15 protein-coding genes are annotated in these 20,426 nt (G+C 71.9%); 9 read left to right on the top strand and 6 right to left on the bottom strand.

Annotated features, from left to right (window positions below; genetic code table 11):
- Positions 1–7 precede the first annotated feature (7 nt).
- From PGH47_RS33685 to PGH47_RS33660, 6 genes are all read left to right on the top strand, one after another.
- Positions 8–973, top strand: coding sequence for a carbohydrate ABC transporter permease (locus PGH47_RS33685; protein WP_125525485.1), 966 nt, complete (start codon positions 8–10; stop codon positions 971–973).
- On the top strand, positions 970–1,860 hold the full coding sequence (locus PGH47_RS33680) for a carbohydrate ABC transporter permease (protein ID WP_376054125.1): 891 nt from the start codon (positions 970–972) through the stop codon (positions 1,858–1,860). Before PGH47_RS33685 ends, PGH47_RS33680 begins: the two co-directional genes overlap by 4 nt.
- Positions 1,861–1,872: 12 nt before the next feature.
- Entirely contained in the window at positions 1,873–4,746 is a 2,874-nt protein-coding gene (locus tag PGH47_RS33675) for a glycoside hydrolase family 2 TIM barrel-domain containing protein (RefSeq protein WP_271666522.1), read from the top strand.
- Positions 4,747–4,825: 79 nt separating this feature from the next.
- Positions 4,826–5,833, top strand: coding sequence for an ABC transporter ATP-binding protein (locus tag PGH47_RS33670; protein ID WP_271666521.1), 1,008 nt, complete (start codon positions 4,826–4,828; stop codon positions 5,831–5,833).
- Complete coding sequence (locus PGH47_RS33665; RefSeq protein WP_271666520.1) at positions 5,833–6,639, top strand: ABC-2 family transporter protein; 807 nt, start codon at positions 5,833–5,835, stop codon at positions 6,637–6,639. Before PGH47_RS33670 ends, PGH47_RS33665 begins: the two co-directional genes overlap by 1 nt.
- 1 nt (position 6,640) lies before the next feature.
- The gene (locus PGH47_RS33660) at positions 6,641–7,441 is read left to right on the top strand and encodes an ABC transporter permease (protein WP_271666519.1); all 801 of its coding nucleotides are present in this window, start codon (positions 6,641–6,643) and stop codon (positions 7,439–7,441) included.
- Between the two features lie 47 nt (positions 7,442–7,488).
- Here PGH47_RS33660 and PGH47_RS33655 read toward each other — a convergent pair whose 3' ends face one another.
- The 4 genes from PGH47_RS33655 to PGH47_RS33640 form a co-directional block, all read right to left on the bottom strand.
- Positions 7,489–9,510: a calcium-binding protein gene (locus PGH47_RS33655; protein ID WP_271666518.1), complete on the bottom strand. Its 2,022-nt coding sequence runs from the start codon at positions 9,508–9,510 to the stop codon at positions 7,489–7,491.
- 127 nt (positions 9,511–9,637) lie between these two features.
- On the bottom strand, positions 9,638–10,915 hold the full coding sequence (locus PGH47_RS33650; RefSeq protein ID WP_271666517.1) for an MFS transporter: 1,278 nt from the start codon (positions 10,913–10,915) through the stop codon (positions 9,638–9,640).
- An 85-nt stretch (positions 10,916–11,000) separates the two neighbouring features.
- The gene (locus tag PGH47_RS33645; protein WP_271666516.1) at positions 11,001–11,513 is read right to left on the bottom strand and encodes a hypothetical protein; all 513 of its coding nucleotides are present in this window, start codon (positions 11,511–11,513) and stop codon (positions 11,001–11,003) included.
- Positions 11,510–13,237 carry a PHP domain-containing protein gene (locus tag PGH47_RS33640; RefSeq protein WP_271666515.1) on the bottom strand — a complete coding sequence of 576 codons (1,728 nt, stop codon included), beginning with the start codon at positions 13,235–13,237 and terminating at the stop codon, positions 11,510–11,512. Before PGH47_RS33640 ends, PGH47_RS33645 begins: the two co-directional genes overlap by 4 nt.
- Positions 13,238–13,493: 256 nt before the next feature.
- On the opposite strand from PGH47_RS33640, the gene PGH47_RS33635 reads away from it, so the two are divergent.
- Entirely contained in the window at positions 13,494–14,822 is a 1,329-nt protein-coding gene (locus PGH47_RS33635) for a jacalin-like lectin (RefSeq protein ID WP_271666514.1), read from the top strand.
- Between the two features lie 18 nt (positions 14,823–14,840).
- Entirely contained in the window at positions 14,841–16,382 is a 1,542-nt protein-coding gene (locus PGH47_RS33630) for a hypothetical protein (protein WP_271666513.1), read from the top strand.
- A gap of 10 nt (positions 16,383–16,392) precedes the next feature.
- Here the strand turns inward: PGH47_RS33630 and PGH47_RS33625 are convergent, their stop codons facing one another.
- Both PGH47_RS33625 and PGH47_RS33620 read right to left on the bottom strand, forming a co-directional pair.
- On the bottom strand, positions 16,393–18,708 hold the full coding sequence (locus tag PGH47_RS33625) for an ABC transporter permease (protein ID WP_271666512.1): 2,316 nt from the start codon (positions 18,706–18,708) through the stop codon (positions 16,393–16,395).
- Complete coding sequence (locus PGH47_RS33620) at positions 18,705–19,412, bottom strand: ABC transporter ATP-binding protein (protein ID WP_271666511.1); 708 nt, start codon at positions 19,410–19,412, stop codon at positions 18,705–18,707. The genes PGH47_RS33625 and PGH47_RS33620 overlap by 4 nt, the downstream gene beginning before the upstream one ends.
- 139 nt (positions 19,413–19,551) lie before the next feature.
- On the opposite strand from PGH47_RS33620, the gene PGH47_RS33615 reads away from it, so the two are divergent.
- Positions 19,552–20,418 carry a sensor histidine kinase gene (locus PGH47_RS33615; RefSeq protein ID WP_271666510.1) on the top strand — a complete coding sequence of 289 codons (867 nt, stop codon included), beginning with the start codon at positions 19,552–19,554 and terminating at the stop codon, positions 20,416–20,418.
- Positions 20,419–20,426 lie beyond the last annotated feature (8 nt).

Below are 20,426 nucleotides of genomic sequence, written 5' to 3'. Positions count from 1 at the left end.
CCACGACATGTCGACGACCTCCGAGCTCGACCTCGCGAGCCCCGCCCCGGCCAAGGCCTCCCCGGCCAGGTCGCGGCGGGGTCTGCGGGGCAACAGCACCTTCAACTTCTGGCTCTTCACCGGACCGTTCCTCATCGGGCTGGCGATCTTCATCTACGTCCCGATCGGCTGGAGCGTCTACCTCAGCTTCTTCGAGGCGCGGTTCACGGTCACGCCGGAGAAGTTCATCGGCCTCGACAACTACCGGCACATGCTGACGAACGACGACTTCGTCGGCTCGCTCGGCACCTTCACCGTGTTCGCCGCGTTCATCGTGCCCACCACCTGGGCGCTCTCGCTCGGCCTCGCGCTGCTGGTGAACCGGCTCAGGTTCATGCGGGCGTTCTTCCGGTCGGTGTTCTTCCTGCCGACCGCGGTCAGCTATGTCGCCGCGGCGCTGATCTGGAAGATGTCCATCTTCAGCGGGGTCCGCTTCGGTCTGATGAACACGGTCCTCGGCTGGTTCGGCATCGAGAACATCGCCTGGCTCGCCGACCCCAACCCGCCCTGGTACTGGCTGGTCATCGTCTCGGCCCGGCTGTGGCTCCAGTCCGGGTTCTACATGATCCTTTTCATCGCGGCGCTCCAGAACATCCCGGCCGAGCTGTACGAGGCGGCGGCCATCGACGGAGCCAAGCGGGGCTGGCAGACCTTCCGGTACATCACGCTGCCCCAGCTGCGGGCCACCTCGACCGCGGTGATCCTGCTGCTGCTCGTCGCCGCCTACCAGGCCTTCGACGAGTTCTACAACCTGCTGGACAAGACGACCTGGGGCCGCCCGCCGCTGGTCGAGCTGTATCTGAAGGCCCTGGGCGAGAACCAGGACTACGGCGCCGGCAGCGCGGGTGCCGTGATCCTGACCGTGCTGATCTGTGCCGTGACCCTGTTCCAGGGCAGGCTCATGGGCTTCGGAAGGGGGGACGAGTCCAAGTGACCACCACCACGCCCGGCATCCGCAAACCCGCCCCGGACGGCAAGGCCCGCCGTACCGGCCGCGGTGGCGTGATGGGCAGCACCGGCCTGTATCTCGCCACCGGCGTCGCCGCACTGCTGTTCCTGGTGCCGTTCTACATCCTGGTGCGCAACGCGCTGTCCACGGACGCCCAGATCACCGGGGAGAACTGGACCTTCTTCCCCACGGACGTCCAGTGGGGCAACATCACCTCCCCGTTCGACGACTCCTCGGTGCCCTTCGCCCGGTCGCTGTGGAACTCCACGGTCGTCGCCGTGCTGCACACCGCCGGCGTCCTGCTGGTGTGCTCGCTGGCCGGCTACGGCCTGGCCCGCATCCCCTACCGGCACGCCAACAAGGTGTTCTACGTCGTGCTGGGCACCCTCATGGTCCCGACCGCCGTGACGTTCGTCCCCAGTTTCGTGCTGGTCTCGTCACTCGGCTGGGTGGACAGTTACCGGGGTCTCATCGTCCCGGGCCTGTTCAGTGGTTTCACCTGCTTCCTCTTCCGGCAGTACTTCCTGGGGTTCCCCAAGGAGCTGGAGGAGGCGGCGCGCGTGGACGGGCTCGGCTACTGGGGCGCGTACTGGCGTGTCGTGGTGCCGAACTCGCTGAACTTCTTCGCCGCGATCGCCACCATCACCTTCATCAACGGCTGGAACTCATTCCTGTGGCCGCTGGTCATCGGCCAGGACCCCGGTGCGTGGACCGTGCAGGTCGCGCTCTCGTCGTACACGACCGGCCAGACGGTCGTGTTCCACCAGATCTTCATGGCGACAGCGATTTCTATCCTGCCCTTGTTGTTCGTGTTCCTCTTCCTTCAGCGCTGGCTGGTACAGGGGATAGCACAGACCGGCATCAAGGGCTGAGCAAGGAGACAGATGTCTTTCCGCACTACCCGAACCGTCGACTACGTCGAGGACGTCGCTCCCGGCGCCGGGGCCCTGGCGCCCCGCGCCTGGTACGCCGCCTCGGACGCGAAGTCCCTGTCCCTGAACGGGGACTGGCGCTTCAGGCTGTCGGCGACCGCCGACGCCGAGGACGACTCCTTCGCCGCGGAGGGCTACGACGCCGGGGACTGGGCCGAGGTCACGGTCCCCGGCCACTGGGTCCTCCAGGGCGACGGCGCGTTCGGTGCGCCGATCTACACCAACCACCTCTACCCCTTCCCGGTGGACCCGCCGCACGTCCCCACGGAGAACCCGACGGGCGACCACCTGCGGGTCTTCGACCTGCCGGACGACTGGCCCGCCCTCGGCGACGGCGACGCCGTGCTGCGCTTCGACGGCGTCGAGTCCTGCGCCCGCGTCTGGCTGAACGGCACCGAGCTCGGCGAGTTCAAGGGCTCCCGCCTGCCCCACGAGTTCACGGTCGGCGCGCTGCTGAAGCCGGCCGGGAACGTGCTCGCCGTCCGTGTGCACCAGTGGTCGGCGGGCTCCTACCTGGAGGACCAGGACCAGTGGTGGCTGCCCGGCATCTTCCGTGACGTCACCCTGCTGCACCGCCCGGTGGGCGCGGCGGGCGACTTCTTCGTGCACGCCTCCTACGACCACACCACGGGCGAGGGCACCCTGCGCGTCGACTCCGACGTCGACGGGCGGGTGTCCGTGCCCGCCCTCGACATCGATGTCGCGACCGGTGAGCCGGTCACGGTCGCCGTCGATCCGTGGTCGGCGGAGACGCCGAGGCTGTACGACGGCGAGCTGGTCACCGCGGGCGAGCGGGTGCCGCTGCGCATCGGCTTCCGTACGGTCGCCCTGGCGGACGGCCTGATCAAGGTCAACGGCAGGGCGATCCTGTTCAAGGGCGTCAACCGGCACGAGTGGCACCCCGAGCGGGGCCGCGCCCTGGACCTTCGGACCATGCGCGAGGACGTGCTGCTGATGAAGCGGCACAACCTCAACGCGGTGCGCACCTCGCACTACCCGCCGCACCCGGCCTTCCTCGACCTGTGCGACGAGTACGGCCTGTGGGTCATCGACGAGTGCGACCTGGAGACCCACGGCTTCACCGAGCAGGGCTGGCGCGACAACCCCGTCGACGACGACCGCTGGACCCCGGCCCTGCTGGACCGCGCGGCCCGGATGGTCGAGCGCGACAAGAACCATCCGTCGATCGTCTTCTGGTCGCTGGGCAACGAGGCCGGTACCGGGCGCGGGCTCACCGCGATGGCCGAGTGGATCCACGGCCGGGACGCCTCCCGTCTGGTGCACTACGAGGGCGACTGGAACTGCCGCGACACCGACGTGTACTCGCGGATGTACGCCTCCCACGCCGAGGTCGAGCGGATCGGGCAGCACCTGGACGGTGGCACCGGCAAGCGGCGCGAACTGCCCTTCATCCAGTGCGAGTACGGGCACGCGATGGGCAACGGGCCCGGCGGCATCGCGGACTACCAGCAGATCTTCGAGCGCCACGACCGGCTCCAGGGCGGCTTCATCTGGGAGTGGATCGACCACGGCGTCCGCCACCCCGAGCTGGGCTTCGCCTACGGCGGCGACTTCGGCGAGGAACTGCACGACGGCAACTTCGTCTGCGACGGGCTGGTCTTCCCGGACCGGCGGCCCTCCCCCGGGCTCGTCGAGTACAAGAAGGTCATCGAGCCGGTGCGGATCGAGGGTGCCGACGGTGCCGTACGGGTGACGAACGCGTACGACTTCGCCGACCTCTCGCACCTGGAGTTCGAGTTCGCCTACCAGGTGGACGGGGAGTCCACGGCGGCGCACACACTGGCCGTGCCGCCGCTCGCACCGGGTGAGTCGGCGGAGGTCAAGCTGCCGGCGACCGCTCCCGACGGCGACGGGGCCGAGGTCGGCTGGACGGTCCGGGCGCTCCTCGCGGCCGACACCTCCTGGGCGGGCCGGGGCCACGAGGTGGCGTGGGCGCAGCGGACGGTCGAGCCGCGTGCTCCCCTCGCCACGGCCACCGGTGCCGGGCCCACGGCCGACGGCGACCTGATCGTGCTCGGCCCGGGCACCTTCGACGCGGCCACCGGTGCCCTGCTGTCCGTCGGCGGGGTGGACGTCACCGGTCCGCGCCTGGACGTGTGGCGTGCCCCGACCGACAACGACGACGGCGCCTCGTGGCAGGACGACGCCCGGTGGGGCGTGCTGTGGCGGCAGCTCGGCCTGCACCGGATGCGGCACCGGCTGGACGGTGTGGAGGCGGAGTCCGGCTCGCTGACCGTCCGGACCCGGGTGGCGCCCGCCGCCCGCGACGTGGCGTTGCGCACGGTGTACCGGTGGACGTCCGACGGCGAACGGCTGCGGCTGACCGTGTCGGTCAAGCCCGAGGGCGACTGGAAGGTGCCGCTGCCCCGGCTCGGCGTGCGGCTCGGGCTGCCGGCCGCGGTCACCGGGTCTGCGACGTGGTTCGGCAGCGGCGGCGAGGCGTACCCGGACACCAAGTCCGCGGCGAAGCTCCTGCGGTGGGAGGCGAGCATCGAGGAACTCCAGACGCCGTACGTCCGCCCGCAGGAGAACGGCGCCCGGTCCGACGTCCGCTGGGCGGAGCTCGGCGGGCTGCGGATCGAGGGCGAGCCGGAGTTCTGGTTCAGCGCACGGCCCTGGACCAGCGAGCAGCTGGACGCCGCACGACATCTCACCGATCTGGTGCCGGGCGACACGGTGTGGGTCAACCTCGACCACGGCCAGCACGGCATCGGCTCGCAGTCCTGCGGTCCGGGCCCGCTGCCGCAGTACTTCCTGAAGGCCGGGCCGGCGGAGTTCTCGTTCGTCTTCGCACCCGCCCGGTGACCCACGTCCGTTCAGCGGCCGGCCGGCAGCCCCGCCGGCCGGCCGCACCCTGCGCGCAGCGCATAGGAGTTGATGCCCCTTGAGTGGCAGCATCGAGGTTCGCGGCCTGTCCCGGACCTTCCACACCACCGTCCGCCGCCCCGGTCTCGGCGGCGCCCTCCGCTCACTCGTCAACCCGGAGAGGGTCGCCAAGCACGCGGTCTGCGACGTCACCTTCTCCGTCGCCCCCGGCGAACTCCTCGCCCTGCTCGGCCCGAACGGGGCCGGCAAGTCCACCACCATCAAGATGCTCACCGGCATCCTCACGCCCAGCGCGGGCGAGGCCCGGGTCGCGGGCGTGGTGCCGTACGAGGAACGCGAGCGCAACGCCCGCAACATCGGCGCGGTGTTCGGGCAGCGCACCCAGCTGTGGTGGGACCTCCCGGTGCGCGAGTCGTTCGCGATCCTGCGGGACATCTACGAGGTCCCGAAGGCCGAACACGCGGCGCGGCTGGCGGAGTTCGACGACCTGCTGGACCTGTCGTCCTTCTGGGACACCCGGGTCCGTCATCTCTCCCTCGGCCAGCGCGTGCGCTCCGACCTGGCCGCGGCGCTGCTGCACGACCCGCCGGTCGTCTTCCTCGACGAGCCGACCATCGGCATGGACGTGGTGGTGAAGGAGCAGGTGCGGGAGTTCCTGCGGCACCAGGTGGCGGAGCGCGGCCGTACGGTCCTGCTCACCACCCACGACATGACGGAGGTCGAGCGGCTCGCCGAGCGGGTCGTGCTGATCAACCACGGGCGGCTCGTCCTGGACGGCACCCTCGACGAGATCCGCCGCAGGTTCGGCTCGACCTGGCAGGTGCGGGTGACGCTGGCCGACCCGCACACCGAGGTCGGCGGCCTGCCGGGCGTCGCGCTGCTGCGCCGCGAGGGCCCGCAGGCGGTGTTCGGTCCCGACGGCCCTCACGCGCCGACCGTGCACCAGGCGCTGAAGCAGGTCATCGAGCGATACGAGGTGACGGACCTCGCCCTGGACGAGGCGGACCTGGAGGACGTGATGCGGGCCGCGTACGTGCATGCCGGTCCCGCGGCGGAGGGATCCTGATGGCCTCCGTCCTGCACGGCTGGCGGGCGGCACGTGTCACCCCGCTCGGCGAGCTGCACACCCCGCCCCGGATGACGGCCGTCCTGCTGCGGCTGACCGTCCAGGTGGTCCTGGTGGCGTCGCTGTGGCGCGGCCTGTACGCGCACACCGGCACCACCGCCGGACTGACCCGCGAACAGGCGGTGACGTACGCCGTCCTGGCCGTGCTCGCCTCCCGGCTGCGGGAGCTGGACCAGTACGCGGGCAGGGACACGGTCATCCAGCACATGCATTTCGGCACGATCGTCTACTGGTACCTGCGCCCGCTGCCGCCCCAGCGCTACTACGCCCTGCGCGCCCTCGGCGAGCAGCTGTACGGCCTGGCGTGGGCGCTGTTCGGCTATGCCGGCTGTCTGGCCGCGGGGGTGGTCGAGCCGCCGCCGTCCGCCGCGGTGGCCGGGGTGTTCGCGCTGAGCATGCTGCTGGGCCAGTGGGTCCTGTACTACGTCATGCTCCTGCTCGACCAGCTCTGCTTCTTCACCATCCGCAACAACTCCGCGATGCTGATCCTGATCTTCGCGCAGAACCTGATGTCCGGGGTGTACGCGCCGCTGTGGTTCTTCCCGGACTGGTTCATCACGCTGAGCGGCTTCCTGCCCTTCCAGGCGACGCTGAGCGTGCCGTTGTCGATCTACGTCGGCCGGATCGAACTGTCGGACGCGGGCGCCCAATTGGCGGTCCAGGCGGCCTGGGTGCTGGTGCTGGCGGTGGTCACCCGCCGGGTGTGGCGGCGGGCCGCGCGACGTGTGATCTCGCAGGGAGGCTGAGATGTCGCTGAAGGCTCTGCGCATCGTCCGGCGCATCTCGCTGCTCAACATCCGTGCCGCGATGGAGTACCGCACGGAGTTCCTGCTGAACATCGCGATCGGCGCGATCTGGCAGATGTCGGTGATCGTGTTCGCGACGGTGCTGCTGGCCCGGTTCACCGGGATGGGCGGCTGGGACAGCGGGGACGTACTGCTCATCCCGGCGATCCGGATGCTCGCGCACGGTCTGTTCGTGCTGCTGCTGGGCCGGGTGCATTTCATCGGCCGGCAGGTCCAGGAGGGGCGGATCGACATCTATCTCCTGCGCCCGATGCCGGTGCACCGCCAGGTCCAGCTCGACTACTTCCCCACCAACGCGATCGGTGACCTGACGGTCGCGGCCGGTCTGATGGCGGGCGCGCTCAGCCGCAGCACCCTGGACTTCTCGGCGGGCAGCGTCTCGTATCTGATCGCCGCGGTCGTCGGCGGCATGCTGCTGGAGGCGGCCCTGTTCACGGCCGTCGCCTCCGCGTGCCTGCGCTACCCCGCCGCCGACCACTGGGGCCGCTGGCTGGAGGAACTCCTCGGCACCTTCGGCAGCTACCCGCTGAACGTCCTGCCGAAGGCGGTGGGCGGCTTTCTCACCTTCGCCCTCCCGCTCGCGTTCGTCGCGTACTTCCCGGCGGCTGTCCTCACCGGCCACGACACGGCCGTTCCGTACTGGCTGGCCGCGTCCTCGCCGCTGCTGGGGCTGGTGGCGTATCTGGGGGCCCGCGGGCTGTGGCGGTGGGCGCTCGGGCACTACACGGGGGTGAACGGATAACGTACCGGCCGGCATCCCAGGGGTGCCGGCCGGTACGGGGCGGGTGCCTACGGACAGCTGATCCGTGTGTCCCCGGCGTCCGTCGTACAGGTGTCCAGGCCCGGACCGCCGTTGGCGGTGTCGTTGGCCGCGACGTTGTCGATGGTGTCGAGCCGGTCGTTCCCGGAGTTGCCGAGCAGGGTGTCGTTGCCCGGGCCGCCGGTGAGTACGTCGTTGTTCAGACCGCCGTCGACGCGGTCGTTGCCGAAGTCTCCGTACACCGTGTCGGTGCCGGAGCCGGCGTTGATCGTGTCGTCGCCGCCGAGACCGCACATGACGTCGGTGCCGGCGGTGCCGGTCATCGTGTCGTTGCCGCTGGTGCCGATGCGGGTGCAGCCGCGGGCGTTGTTGACCGTGGTGGGTGCCGTGGCCGTGTTGTTGGCGGTGTCCGGGTCGGACTGCGCCGCGCTCGCGGTGGCCCGGTCGGTGAGGGTTCCCGTGGCCCTGGGTTCGACGACGACCGTCACGGTGGTGCGGGCGCCTGCCGCGAGGGTGCCGAGGGCGCAGGTCGCGCCGGTGGCGGAGGTGGTGCAGGTGCCCTGGCCCGGGGTGGCCGACACGACGGTGGCGGCGGGGCCGGTGACCGTGTCGGTGAGGGTGACGCCGGTCGCCGAGGTGGTGGTGCTGTTGTTGACGACCGTCACGGTGAACGTGGCCCGGTCGCCGATGCTGACCGCGCCGGTGCCGGTCTTGGTGACCGACAGGTCGACCCCGGCGGGCGGAGGCGGCGGGGGCGGGGTGCCGACGCCGCCGAGGTAACGGGCCATGAGGCGGCGGCCGTTGATGTCGTCACCGAATGCGATGGCCCTGCCGTCGGTCTGGAGGGCGAGGGCGTTCGCCCGGTCGCCCGCGCCGAAGTCGGTCGTGGCGCGGCCGCCCGTGCCGAAGCCGGTGTCGAGGGTGCCGTCGGCGTTGAAGCGGGCGAGCAGGAAGTCGCCGGGCGACCCGCTGCCGGCCGCGACGATCCGGTCGTCGGGCTGGACGACGAGGTCGTTCACGCCGGCGGTGCCGCCGAAGTCCGTGGTGGCGACTCCGCCGGTGCCGAAGGCCGTGTCGCGGCTGCCGTCGACGTTGTAGCGCACGAGCGCGAAGCGGTCCGCGCTCTGCCCGCCGACGACGATCCTGCCCGTCGACTGGACGGCCACGGCCTCGCCCCAGTTGTAACCGCCGAGGTCGGTGGTGACCTTGCCGTCGCCGCTGAAGGTGGTGTCCGGGCTGCCGTCGGGGTTGTAGCGGGCCACGGCGAAGTCGAAGAAGCTCTCGCCCGCGGAGCCGGCCATGACGATCTTCCCGTTGGGCTGGAGGACCATGTCCTGCGCGCTCGCACCGCCGCCGCCCGTGTCGGAGAAAGCGGTCATGGTCAGGCCGTCACCGCCGCCGAAGGTGCTGTCCGGGGTCCCGTCCGACAGATACCTCAGGACCGCGAACCAACCGCCGGCGTAGGCTCCGGCGACGATCCTCCCGTCGGGCTGCACCGCGACCCCGACGGCTTCCTCCGCACCGCCGGCCAGACCGGGACTCACCCACCCGTCGCCACCGCCGAACGACGTGTCGACGCTGCCGTCGGAGTTGTAGCGGGCCACCGTGAACCAGCAGCAGCCCGCGAACTCGTCGTCGGTCTCCTGGTGTCGGCCGGCCACGACGATCTTCCCGTCGGGCTGGACCGCCACCCTCTGGGCGACGTCGTTGCCGTTCTCGAAGTCGGTCACCACCTCGCCGTCGCCACCGCCGAACGAAGTGTCGACGCTGCCGTCGGGGTTGTGCCGCGTCAGGACGAACTCGGCGTCGAGGTACTCGGGGTCCTGGAGCCAACCGACCGAGACGATCTTTCCGTCGGGCTGGACCGCCACGTCCTCGCCCTCGGCGTAGCTGGACGCGGTGATGGTGACCCGGCCCCCGGTGCCGAACGTGGCGTCCAGGTCACCGGGTGCGGCGAACGCGCCGTGCGGTGCCGCGACGACGAACGCCAGCGCCATGACCGAGGCGGCCAGGGCGCGTGAGGTTCCCCGCAGGGAATCAATGATGGACATGGCGCAAGAGTCGGGACGCGGCGCCGGTGACCGGGCACGGCAGGCTGGTGAATCGGCTTACTGGGCCGCAGAGTTCCACCCTGCGGGGTGACCGTTACGACGATATGAAGCGCGGTGGGTCGGCGGGTCAGGTGCGGCTGCCCGAGCGCCCGACCGGCGTGAACAGCGCGGCGCCCGCGATCAGTACGCAGCACGCGCCCGCGACCAGGCTCACCGGGGTCGTGCCCTGCCGCTCCGCGGCCCAGGTGAGGACGGCCGCGCCGATCGGGGCGGCCGCGTACTGGAGGGTCCAGAAGGCGGAGGTGACGCGGCCGAGGAGCGGCTCCGGGGTGACCTCCTGGCGCAGCGACATGGAGCAGGTGCCGGCCATGCCGACGCAGGCCAGGAAGGCCGCGGCGAGGGCGGCGACGACGGGGACGTCCTTCGCCCAGCCGAGCCCGGCGAAGGAGAGCCCGCACACGGCGACCGATCCCGTCCAGGTCGCTCCGAAGCCGAGCCGGCGGCGGACCCGGGCCACCAGCAGGGCGCCGGTGATCGTGCCGAGCGCGCCGACGGCCATGACGGTGCCGACCGTGCCGTCGTCGTGGCCGAGGTCGTGCTTGAGGTGGTAGATGACCAGGTCGTTCAGGCCGAGGGTGAGGAAACTGAAGACGAACAGCAGGGCCGTCAGGGCGCGCAGCACCGGGTGGCCGCGGAGGAAGTCGATCCCGGTGCGCAGGTCCCGCCACAGTCCCGACCGTTCGGTGGCCTTCCCGGGCCGCCCGCGCAGTCGTACGAAGGCCAGGCAGGCGGCGGAGACGCCGAAGCTCGCCGCGTCCACGCCGACGGCCGCGGCCGGGCCGGACCAGGCGGCGACCAGACCGGCGCACAGCGGGCCGAGCACCCCGGCCGCGGCGGCGGTGGCGTTCAGCCGGCCGTTGGCCTCGGTGAGCCGCTCGGTGCCGACGAGACCGCGCACCACCGTGACGTACCCGACGGCGAACAGCATGCCGACGGCCTCGCACAGCGGCAGGACGACGTAGAGCAGCCAGATCTGCGGCCCGAACAGCCAGACCAGCGGGACGAGTCCGTACAGCACCATCCGCACGAGATCGCAGGCGATGAGCAGCTTGCGCCGGTCGACGCGGTCGACGACGGCCCCCGCGAACACCGCCGCGACCACCGAGGCGGCCCCGCCGACCGCCGTGAGCAGCCCCATCCGCGCGATCGAACCGGTCGCCTGGAGCACCAGCAGCGGCAGCGCGATCAGCGCGAAGGAGTCCCCGAGAAAGGAGAGGGTCTGCGCGACCCAGAAGGTCCCGAAGTCGCGTTGCCGCCACAGGGGTCGTGCGGGGTCGTCGGACAGGGACGCGGGAGGGACGCCCGGGTCGCCGGCTTCCCTCTCATACTCTGCCTCGTACGTCATCCGCCCCCCGTCGATTCGAGACCTAGGACATGGATCGAACCTCCGGCAACCCTACGGGGGACGGTGCCGACCGACGAACGGCACCTCAGTGATCGGCGCAGCAGGGCGTGGGTTCCGGGACCTCGAAGGGGACCAGGGTGCCGCCGATCGCCGGCATGGCGGTCAGGACGAGTTCGTCGTGCAGCCACTGCGGGCGGACGTGGTCCCTCGTCACCATGGGGGTGTCGGGGGCGGGGCCGCTCGGGGTGCCGAGCACCGTGACGCGGTCGATGGCCGAGCGGGACAGGACGTCCGCGACGGTCAGGGTGCCGGTCAGGGTCGAGACGCCCGGGTAGAGGACCGCGCGGCCGACCTCGTCCGGCGCGCCGGGTGACACCTCGTGCCCCCCGGCCGTGAGCCGCTCCTGGGCGGTACGCAGGAGCGGCTCGGACGGCAGGGCGAGGGAGAGCGCCACCCGCGGACGCTCTCCCCGCACCAGATGGGTGCAGCCGAACACGCCCTCGGGGAGGGCGAGTTCGGCCGCCAGCGTGTGGAGCAGGTGGTCGGCCGCACGAAGGTCCCTGACACCCGAGTCCACGGTCAGGACGTACGGCGTCACGAGGGCAGGACCCACACCGGGTTGGAGTAGAACCACAGGTCGCGCCACGGGTCGGCGTCACCGACGACGTCGATGGCGGGGCCGGCCGGGTCCACGGCCGCGCCCATCGCGCCGACGGCGCCACGGTTGCCGTCGGTGCCGCGCACGCGGACGTAGACGGGGCGGTCGACCCGGCCGAGGTCGTAGGTGAGACGGAGCGTGCCGGAGGACTTGTTCACCTCGTAGGACTTGACCACCTTCGCCGTCGGCGCGGTGAACGTGTCCTTGTCGGCGACCGGGCCGGTGACATCGCCCTGGATGACGTCGACGCGGGCCAGCTTGGGCACGAAGCCCGCCCAGTTGGGGCCGCCGGCCATCGCAACGTCGACCGTCAGCGTGACATTGGTGCCCTTGCGCACGTGCAGCGCGCCGCCGAGCGTGGCCCAGCGGTGACCGCCGCTCACCCGGACGTCGAGGGCGCCGAGCAGCTGGCCGTGGTCGACCCAGATGCGGCCGGCGCGGATGCCGTCCATGACGGCGGCGTAGGAGAAGCCGTCGGAGCCGACGTGCGTACGGCTGTACTGGCCGGGCCAGTAGTCGCCCTGGGCGATGTCGATCTGGCCGTTGTAGACCGGGTCGTCGTAGCGTCCGTTGGCGTCGAAGTTGCCGCCGCCGCGCGCCGCGGTGTCGGCGTAGACCTGGTGGGAGTCGGAGTTGGCGGTGATCCACCACGGCTTGCCCTCGGCGAGGAGGCTGTCCCACAGGCCGCCGACGGTCGCCGTCATCCAGTCGAAGCCGCCCCAGGTGCGGTAGCTCTCCGGCGGGTAGCCGGCGAAGGAGTTGGCGCTGGGGTTGTTGTCGTAGATGCCGCGGGCGCGGCCCGGGCCCATCGGTGCGGGCAGGCCGGCGGCCTGGTGGCCGGGGGCGCCCTCGAAGCCGATGGCGATCTGGCGGCCACGGCCCGCGTCACGCCAGTTGCGTATCTCGTGCGGGGAGTCGACACCGCGCCGCGCCGGGTGGTTGGCGAGCATCAGCGCGTCCTTGACCTTGCGGCGCTGGACCTGCTCGGCGAGGAAGTTCAGGCCGGCCACGGCGAGGGCCTCGTTGGCGGGCGTCGAGTCGGAGGCGTTCTTGACGCTGCCGTCGTAGTCCGTCTCGAACTGCTTGAGGACGGAGACCTCGTTGCTCCCGGGGTGCACGAAGACGGTGCCGTGCTCGGCGCCCGGGATGTTCCACTCCAGGCCCTGGAAGACGAGGGTGTCCTCGTAGGCGGCGCGGGCCGCCCTGATGTCCGGGTTGACCTTGTCGACACCGATCTTGGCGTGGGTCGTGCTGCCGTGGTCGGTGATGACCAGCCAGTCCATGCCGTGCTTGGCGCCCTGGCGGACCTGGTCGACGACGCGGTACTTGCCGTCGCTGCTGTACTGGGTGTGGATGTGGTGGTCACCGGACAGCCACAGGAACCCGCTGGACCGGCGGCCGCCGGAGGCCGGGGCCGAGGAGGCGGCGGACGCGGGAGCGGCGGCGGCCACGGCCGGGGCGACGACGCTCGCGGCGGCCAGACCCGCGCCCAGCAGTCCCGCCCGGCGCAGCAGGGTGCGGCGCGACTGCTGCTCGGGGGTGAGGGCCTCGTCGGGCACGGCGGGGTCGAAGGCGGCGGGCAGCGCGGCCGCCGCGTCGTGCGAGTGGTCGTGGTCGTGTCCGTGGTGGTGATGGCCGTGGCCGTGGGTGTGCCCGTGTCCCATGAACGCCTCCTGGGATGCCGCCGGCTTCCAGCGGCTGCCTTCTACGGCGCTGTTGCGCCGCCTGTGGAGGATCAAGGCGAAACATGAACGTTGAACGAGCAAGGCATGACCGCCGGGTGCCGCCGACACGGCGGATCGCCCCGCCTCTCACAGTTTCCTCAACGACCCTTGTACGTCAGCCTTGTTGACACCGAACCTGAACAACGCTCAACTTCAACGTTCATCTTCTTCGTCACCGACCGGAGACACCCCCACCATGAGAAGACTGATCGGTACGCTCGCGGCGGCCGCGCTGGCCCTCACCGGCCTCACCGCCACCGCCGCCACCCCCGCGACAGCCGCGCCGGCCGCCGCTTCCGGGTCCTTCGATGTGCTGACGTACAACATCGCGGGCCTCCCCCTCGGCCTCGGCGACAGCGACCCCGAGACGAACACCCCGCTCATCGGGCAGCGGCTCGGCCCGTACGACATCGTCAACGTGCAGGAGGACTTCAACTACCACGCCTCGCTGTACGCCAACGACACCCACCCCTACCGCACGGCGACCAGCGGCGGCGCTGCCTTCGGCGACGGCCTCAACACCCTCTCCGACCACCCCTTCGAGGACTTCGAGCGGGTGAGGTGGAACGACTGCACCGGCACCAACTGCCTGACCCCCAAGGGCTTCACGCTGGCCCGCGTGCGCCTCGCCGAGGGCGTGTTCTTGGACCTGTACAACGTCCACACCAACGCCGACTCCGACGACGCCGCGCTCGCCGCCCGCCGCGCCAACGTCGAGCAGCTGTCGGACTTCATCCAGGCCAACTCGGCCGGCAACGCGGTGATCGTCATGGGCGACACCAACACCCGCTACACCCGTACCGGCGACAACATCCGCACGCTCGTCGCCGAGAACGGCCTCACCGACGCGTGGGTGCAACTCGTGAAGGGCGGCACTCCCCCGGCGGCCGGCGGTGACGCGCTGCTGTGCGACGCGACGGCGCCGGCCGACGACTGCGAGGTCGTCGACAAGGTCCTCTACCGCGGCGGCGAACTGCTGTCCCTGAACGCGACCCGCTACCACAACGACTGGGCCAAGTTCCTGCGCGGGGACGGCGAGCACCTCTCCGACCACTTCCCGCACACGGTCGACTTCTCCTACACCCTCGACCCGTCCCTGAGGGCGAGCGACTTCTTCGGCGGCCCGCACGGCACGGCCTTCAACGACGCCGACGACCTCCCGGCCACGCCCGCGCCCCGCACCCTGACCCTGCGCGGCGGGTCCCGCCTGGACGCGGTCGCCCTGACCCACGACGGCGGCGGCGCCCTCGCCCACGGCGGCACGGGCGGCACCGCGACGTCCCTGACCCTCGCCGCCGGCGAGCACCTCACGACGGCGAAGCTGACGCAGGGCCAGAAGGACGGCCGTACCCGGATCTTCTCGGCGGCCTTCACCACCGACAAGGGCCGAACGCTGTCCTCCGGCACGGCGACCTCGGACGCGAAGACCTTCACGGCGCCGCCGGGTCGGCAGATCGTCGGCTTCACGGGGCGCTCCGGCGACGAGATCGACAAGCTGGGGGTGCTGTACGCGCCGATCGGCTGACGGTGCGAGACTTCCCCGGTGACACCGGAGGCGCTGGGACCGTACAACCGCAGGGTTCGCCTGGTCGTCGAGGTCCGTGACGACCAGGACGAACTGGAGCTGGCGAGCGGGGTGTTCGGCGCCCAGGGGTGGGGGGTGCGGCCCGCGCGGGACGGCGACTCGGTCACCGTGGAAGACGGGTACGCCGGGCTCATCGTCGAGGTCCCCGTGCACGGCTCCCGCTGGACCGCACGGTCGACGGCCGTCGAGCAGCTCACCACCCTCGCCAAGCGGCGCAAGCTCGATCTGTGGGTGCGCGAGAGCAAGTTGATCCCGCCCAGACCGACCGAGACGCAGACGGTCTACCACGTGCACCGCAGGGTGCCGGCCGGCGCGGGACCGGTCCTGCGGTGGCTGGCCGAGCACTGGGCGGCCGTCGGCGGCCTGGACGTGCGCCACACGCTCCAGCTGCGCGGCGAGTACTCCGACGAGCAACGGGAGCGGGCGCTCGCGGAGTTGGGGGCGCGCAACATCGGCGGCCCGCCCTTCGACCCCGACGCGCACGACATACGCCGGGCGATCGGGCCCCGCCCCGAGGCCGGGGCGACGCAATGGCGTCAGGATGCCGGACGGGTCGCGGTGATCAGTGCCGTCGTGCTGGTCTGTGTCGCGAGCGGCATCGTCCTCGGGGCGTTCGACACCGCGTGGCGCTTCACCGCACTGCTCGTGCCCGCGGCCGTCTCCTGGCCGACGGGTGCGTGGATGACCTCGAACGCGCCACGTCCCAAGCTCGTCCGGCTGGGCTGCGGCATGGTCCTGGCGGGCAGCGGGACGTTCGCCGGCTGGATCTGGGGACGCTCCGAGGACACGGGGTTGTCCGGGCTGCTCGCCGGATTCGGCATGACGCTCGGCCTCGGGCTCACGGCCTTCGGGCTGTGGTACGCGCTGAGCGCGTCCTGGTTCAGCCGCAACGTGCAGTGGTTCCTTCCCGTCCTCGCGGCGCCGCTGCCGTTCGTGATGCCGTGGGTCGGGGCGTTCCTGCACGCCGTCTATCTGGAGGACATGTTCGGGATCCCGGCCGACGCGGTGCATGTGGGCTTCTACTGGCAGTACCTCGTGGCCATGCGCCCGCTGGCCGTGGCCGTGCTGTTCCTGCTGGGGCTCATCGCGCTGGCGGGCTGGGCCCGGCACTTCAATGTGCAGGCGCCGGTGAGCGGCTTCTTCCGTGTCTCGCTGGTGCTGGCAGGGCTGATCGCGGTCCTGACCGTCGTGCAGATCGCGCTCGACGACGTGGAGAAGGCCGCCGGTCGCGCGATGGACGCGGCCGGCGCGGGCCACCGTCCGCCCGGCTACTTCGGCCTGCGGGCCGAACTCGTCTGCGTCCGGCCCCTTGGCCCCGAGACACCCGTCGTGAACGGCCCCGTCCCGACCGCCCACCCGGTGCTGTCCTTCCAGCCGAGCGGCGACACCCTCTGGCTCTGGGACCCGTCTCCGGCCCGGGGCGACGACACCGAGCGCCACGCCCTGCGGGTGCGGGCCGAGGACGTCGAGCTGGTCGTGGCCCACGGCAGGCGCTGCTGAGGCCGCCGCCTCACTCGCTGCGCAGCACCTCCCCGATCGTCAGCCGCGCCGCCCTGCGCGCCGGTACGTACGCCCCCAGCACCGCGATCAGCAGCCCCGCGAGGGCGAGTCCGGTCAAGGCGAGGGCCTGCCAGACGTCCGTCATCCAGGGCGGCAGGGTGATGTCCACCGCGTCCGCCATGCGCGGGATCACCAGCTCGTAGCCGGCCATGCCCAGCGGGATGCCGAGCAGGGAGCCGAGCGCGCCGAGGACGGCCATCGACGTCACCGTCATCGCCGTGACCTGGCGTGGGGTCATGCCGATCGACTTGAGCATGCCCAGGTCGCGCCTGCGGTCGCGGGTGTTCAGGACGACCGTGTTGAAGACGCCGAGGGAGGCGACCGCGGCGAGCATCAGGGTGAGGACGGAGGCCGAGCCGACGATGGTCCGTGTGACGGAGTTGGAGCCCCGCACGTCCGGGGTGACCCCGGCGTCGGCGGCGCGGGCCGCGCGGGCGTAGCCGGCCGGGTCTGCGCCGTCGCGCAGTGCCACGTGGTAGGCGATGGGCCGCTCGGCCGGGGCGAGCGCCGTCAGCGTCGGCCAGTCGGAGAGCACGACCCGGGCGTTGCTCTCCATGAACTCACCGACGACCAGCACCCGTTCGGTCCGGCCGCCCTTCTCCAGGCTCACCCGTTCGCCGACCCGTACGCCGTTCTGCCGCAGGAAGGCCGAGCCGGCGACGATCTCGCCGCTCGCGCGCATCCACCGGCCGTCCGTGAGTACGCCGTCCAGTCGGAGCCGGTCGCCCCGACGCCCTTCGAGGGTGACCTGATGGGCCGAGCCGGTCAGCCGTACGTCCACCGACGCCCGTGCGGTGACCTCTCCCGCGCCCGGCAACTCCCTCAGCAGGGCGTCGAGTTCGCGGTCGTCGTGCCGCGGCTCGATCTCCTTGCCGTGCCGGAAACTGGAGGCGTACACCGTCACCTGGTAGGCGTCGCGGCCCGCGTTCCCGAACCGGTCCATGGTCGTCGCAAGGCCGGTCGCGAACGTCACGGTGGTCACTCCCAGGACCACGGCGGCCAGCGTCAGCACGCTGCGTCCGGGCCGGGCGAACGGCAGCCCCATGCCCAGGCTCACCGAGCGCGGCAGTCCGCTGCCGGCCAGCCGGCGCTGGATGCCCAGGGCACGCCCGACGCGCGGGGCGCTGCCCGCGCTGATCGCCCGCGCCGCCGACATGCCGTGGGCGCGCAGGGCCGGGGCGAGCGCGGCGAGGACGCAGACCGCGGGCATGGCGAGCAGGGTGACGGCGTTCACCCATGCGGCGACGGACACGTCGTCGTGGAGCACTCCCGCGTCCGGCCCCATGAACACGAACTCGAAGAAGGGGCGCGCGAGCACATTGCCGAGGAGTGTGCCGAGCGCACAGCCGACCACCGCGGGCACGGAGATCATCGTGAGGTACACGGCGACCACCTGCCCCGGCGTGAAGCCGAGCGCCTTGAGCACACCGATGTGCCGGAACCCGGAGATCACCGCCCCGCTGACCACGTTGGCGACGATGAGCACCGCGACGGCGATCCCGAGGATGCCGAAGGCCATCAGATAGGGCGTGTACGCCCGCGCCGAACTGCTCACCTGGTGCTTGAGGGTGAGATACGTCCGGGAGGCGGTCAGCGCGTCCGCCGGGAGCCGTTCGGTGACCGTGCCGAGCTGGTCGCGCAGCCGGTCCTCGGAGGAGGCGTCAGGGAAGCGGAACAGCATCTGGGCGGCGGTCGGCTCCAGGGCGTCGATCTGCCCGGGAGCGACCCAGGCGTCGGCGGTACGGCTCAGGTCGAAGGCGAACCCGACGACGGTGAGTTCCGGGCCGCCCGACGGCATCGGGAGCCGTTTGCCGAGGTCGTCCGGGGTCCAGTCGGACTGCCGGTTCAGCACGACCTCGCCGGGGCTGGTGGCCCAGCGGCCCGCCCACAGGTCGAGCCGGTCCACGGGGCCGTCGGGGTCGGCGCGGCCGACGACCGTGATCTGGGTGCCGAGGCCGAAGTTCATTGCGCCGTCCGGCAGTTCGACCGTGGCCTGCGCATAGGGGCCCGCGGCGGCCGCCACGCCGGGCTGCCGGGCGGCCCGCGCGAGCTGTGGCGCGGACACCTTCGCCGGGTCGAACACGGCGGTCACGTGCGGGCCGCGCTGCCTGCCGAAGGCCTTGTCGAAGGGGGCGGAGGCCGCGTCGAGCAGACCGAGGGCGACGACCGTCGCCGCCGTCGAGGTCAGGGTGACCAGCGCGATGACGAGCGTCTGGAGTCTGCGCCGCCGTACCGCCGCGCGGGCGGCGCGCCACACGGCCCTCATGCGGACGGCTCCAGGGTGTGCTCGCCGGTGACCCGGCCGTCGGCGAACTCGACGAGCCGGCTGGCGCAGCGCCGGGCGAGGTGCTCGTCGTGGGTGACCAGGATCAGCGTCTGGCCGATCTGGTTGAGGTCGAGCAGCAGATCCATGACCTGTTCCCCGGAGCGGCTGTCCAGGGCGCCGGTCGGCTCGTCGGCCAGGAGCAGGGCCGGGCGGTTCATCAACGCCCTTGCCACGGCGACGCGTTGCCGCTCACCGCCGCTGAGGACGGCGGGGTAGGCGTTGCGCCGGGCCCCGATGCCGAGTTCGTCGAAGAGCTCCAGAGCGCGACGGCGGGCCTGACGGGCCGGGGTGCCGGTCAGCTGTGCGGCCAGCGCCACGTTGTCCAGGGCTGACAGGTCGTCGATCAGGTTGAAGAACTGGAAGATCATCCCGATCCGGCGCCGCCGGTACAGGGCGAGCCCCTTCTCGCTCAGCTCCCCCACGTTCTCCCCGTGCACGACGACCGTGCCGCCCGTGGGCCGGTCCAGGCCGGCGATCATGTTGAGGAGCGTGGACTTGCCGCACCCCGAGGGGCCCATCACCGCGACCGCCTCCCCGGCCCGGATCTCCAGCGACACCCCGGCCAGCGCCGTCGTCTCGCCGTACTCCTTGTGCACGCCGTCGAGCCGTACGACGACTTCTCCACTGCTGTCCTCGACTGTCATGGGCAGGACGCTACGAGGCGGACCCGCGTCCGGACATCCCACCCGGGATGGCATCCGGCCCGGCGCCTCATCCTCCGGATGCAGGGTCTGCACCTCCCGGCCGATGCGCTCGCGGTGATCGTCTGTCAGGGTGAACGCCATGGGGGACTGGGGGACGAACGCGCCGGTGGTGGCACTCGCGGTGGCGTGCGCGGCCGTACTGGCGCTGTCGGTGGCGCTGTCGCGGACGCGGCGCCGCTGGCGGCAGGCGGTCGGGGAGCGCGGCTGGCTGCTGGAGCGGGAGCGGGAGAGCGCGGCCCGGGCGGCGGTCTCGGCCGAACGCGACCGTATCGCCCGCGAGTTGCACGACATCGTCAGTCACAACGTCAGCCTCATGGTCGTCCAGGCCGGCGCCGCCCGCGAGGTCATGGGCACCATGCCGGACGAGGCGTCGGCGGCGCTGCGGGCGGTGGAGGACGCGGGCCGCGGCGCGATGACGGATCTACGGCATCTGCTGGGGTTGCTGGCCCCGTCGCCGAGCGGCGAGGACGATGACACCGAGACCGGCGCGGACGACCGTGCGAGCGCCGCCGACCTCGCCCCGCAGCCCGGCATGGACCGGCTGGGGCAGCTGGTCGACCGGGTGTCCTTCGCGGGGCTGCCGGTCGAGGTCCGGATCTCCGGCGAGCCCCGCCCGCTGCCGCAGGGGATCGACGTGACGGCGTACCGCATCGTGCAGGAGGCCCTGACGAACGCGCTCCGGCACGGCGACGGCGGCAAGGCCGAGGTCACGGTGCGCTACGCGGACCACGCGCTGCGGGTGGAGGTCCTGAACACCGGGCCGAGCGTGCTGACCGGCGGCGCCCCGCGGGAGCCCCGGCCGGTACCGCGGCACCGGGACGGCACCGGGCGCGGCCTGCTGGGGCTGCGGGAGCGGGTCGCGGTCTACGGCGGTGACCTGGACGCCAGGCGGCGGCTCGGCGGCGGTTACCGCGTCCGGGCGCGCATCCCCCTGGACCGGCCGTGACGGCGCCG

Origin of the sequence: Streptomyces sp. HUAS 31 (genome assembly GCF_028198125.1) — a bacterium.
In the GTDB taxonomy this organism is placed as follows: Bacteria; Actinomycetota; Actinomycetes; order Streptomycetales; family Streptomycetaceae; genus Streptomyces; species Streptomyces chartreusis.
This window is presented reverse-complemented; position numbering and strand designations above follow the sequence as displayed.